At 66.3% G+C, this 2,786-nt stretch carries 1 protein-coding gene; it reads right to left on the bottom strand.

Features of this window, described 5'->3' with window-relative positions; genetic code table 11:
* On the bottom strand, positions 1 to 2,786 hold a 2,786-nt coding region (locus tag AAC126_RS22115), incomplete at both ends, for an amino acid adenylation domain-containing protein (RefSeq protein WP_339857613.1).

Here is a 2,786-nt window from a genome sequence, read left to right as displayed (position 1 = left end):
GTTTGATCTGCCGGTCGATCCGGCCGAGATATTCCACAGCCCCATCGGCCCGCCGACGCACCAGATCCCCCGTCCGGTACATACGGGCACCCGGCTGATCCGAGAACGGATCGGCCAGAAACACTTCCGCCGATTGCCCCGGCCGGCCGGCATAGCCGTCCGCCAGCCCCGTGCCGCCGATATAAAGCTCTCCCGCAACACCGCGCGGCACCGGCTCCAGAGTGGCATCCAGCACATAGAGCGCCGTGCCCCGGATCGGTTTACCTATGGGAATGATCTTTGTGCCGTCCGGCTCGTCATTCGCGGGATGGCAGGCGGCAAAGGTCGTCGTCTCCGTTGGGCCGTAGCCATTGACGAAGCGCACATCCGGCCAGCGCTTGACCGCCGCCCTGACGGCATCCGCGTCCGCCGCCTCACCGCCGAACATCACTTCCTCGAAGCCACTGAAGGCATCCGCGTCCGCCACAGCGGCCCGGTTGAAGACGGAGGCGGTCAGGAAGGTCGAATGGGCTTTGGCTTTGGCGAAGGCATCGGCCAGTGCTTCGGCCTCATAGGTCGCCTCCCGGCCGACCACGACTGTCGTGGCGCCGTTCAGCAGGGCGCACCAGATCTCGTAGGTCGCCGCATCGAAGGCCGTGGTGGCGATCTGCGCCACCCGCTTGCCCGGGCCGAAGCTGGCAAAGCCCGGCTCCACCGCCAGACGCAGCACCGCACGGTGCGGCACCCGGATGCCTTTCGGCCGCCCGGTCGAGCCGCTGGTGAACATGATGTAGGCCGTATCCGCGCCAAGCTGGGCCGGGCAGGAGACAGCACCGCCCGCACCGGGCACGCTGTCGTAGCTGACAGCCGCGATGCCTTCCGGCAACCAGTCCGGAGTGGCGCCATCGGTGATCACCAGTGACACACCCGCATCTTCGGTCATTCCGGCCAGACGCGATCCCGGCTGTTCCGGATCAAGCGGCACATAGGCACCGCCCGCCTTCAGCACCGCCAGGAAGGCGGCGATCTGCTCGACACCGCGCGCCATGCTGACACCGACCGGCGTGCCACGCCCGACGCCCCGCGCGGCGAGACCCGCCGCGAGCTCATTCGTCAGACGATCAAGAGAGCCGTAGCTCAGGGCCTCTCCGTCCGGTCCTTCAAGCGCGGCCAAATCCCCGTGCGATGATGCCATCTCAGCAAAGCGGGACACGACTGTCCCCTCGGGCGCTCCCCGCGCATCAACAACATCAGACCCGGTGATCTCCGCAGACCGTTCCCCTGACCGGGACGACAGCAGCGATACGGCGTTCAGGTCCTTGTCCGGCTCCGCGACCAGATCCTGCAGGACTTTCTCGTAATAGCGGGCAAACCGGCGCACGGTCTCCGCACTGAACAGGTCGGCGGCGTAATGCAGCACCAGTCCAAGACCGTCGCCCTGCTCATCGAACGCAAAAGTCAGATCGTAACGCGCGCTGACCGCATCAACATGAACGGGCGTAACCGCCGCACCATCCAGTGCGAGAGCCATCCGGTCCGCCGGTTGCAACACAAGCATGACCCGGAAAAGCGGAGTCCTGCCGACGGCACGGTCGGGGCCGAGTGCCTGAACGATGCGGTCCATCGGCAGGTCCTGATAGGTGAAGCCTTCCAGAACTTCATGGCGGGCAATCTCGACCGCCTGATCCAGCGAGGCAGCCCCATCCAGCCGCAGCCGCAGCGGCACGGTATTGACGAAATAGCCGACCAGATCCTGCACCTCGCCACGATCGCGGCCCGAGGCCGGGGCACCGATCACGATATCCGTCTCTCCGGACAGCCGCTGCAGGGTGACGCCCAGCCCCGCCAGCAGCATCATGAACAGCGTTGCCTGCTTTTCCCGTGCCCGGTCCCGGAGCGCCTTGGCAAGGTCACGCGGCACCGGCAGATGCAGCATGGCGCCGGTGAAGCTCTGCGCATCCGTGCGCTGGAAATCTTCCGGCAGCGCGACCCTGTCCGGCGCACCGGTGAGCCGTTTTACAACAGCCTCCACGCCAGCCTGTGCATCGCCGGAGGACAACCGTTCACGCTGCCATGCGGCCCAGTCGAAATACTCGATGGCGAGCGGCGGCAGGGCAAGCGCCCGGCCTCGGCAACGGGCATGATAGGCCATGGTAAGGTCCCGATAGACCACCGGTGCGGAGCCGCCGTCGGTCGCACTGTGATGCATGACAAGCGCCAGCAAATGCCGCCCGTCCGGGAGCGCGGCTGCGGTCGCCCGCACCGGAATATCCCGGGCCAGATCGAAAGACTCCAGCCCCTTCGCCTCGAACCAGCGCCGGATCTCGGCCTCGTCCGCGCTCTCCATCGTCTCCAGTGCCACATCGACTGGCGCCGGCGGCAGCACTTTGACAATCAGGCGCCCGTCTTCTTCCACAAGCAGGCTGCGCATCGCCTCGTGCCGGGCGACAACATCCGTAAGCGCCCCGGAAAGCGCCGCCAGGTCGAGCGGGCCGTCGATCACGAACCCGTCCGGCACGTTATAGGCGTTCGTGCCTTCAAGCTTTGAGAGGAACCAGAGCTGTTCCTGGCCAAGAGACGGCAGGATCTCGTCCCGCTCCAGCTTGACCAGCGGTTTGCCATCGCTTCGTTTGGCGTCCCTGACGTGCTTTGCCAGATCGCGCGCCGTGGGATGGGCGAAGACCGCATTCGCGGGCAACTCAACCTCAAGCGCCTTCCGCAGACGCCCGACAACCTGCACCGCCAGGAGAGAGTGACCACCGAGCGCGAAGAAGTTATCCTCCGCCCCCACTTCCTCACGGCCCAGC

The organism is uncultured Nisaea sp., from assembly GCF_963974195.1.
GTDB lineage: Bacteria > Pseudomonadota > Alphaproteobacteria > Thalassobaculales > Thalassobaculaceae > Nisaea.
This window is presented reverse-complemented; position numbering and strand designations above follow the sequence as displayed.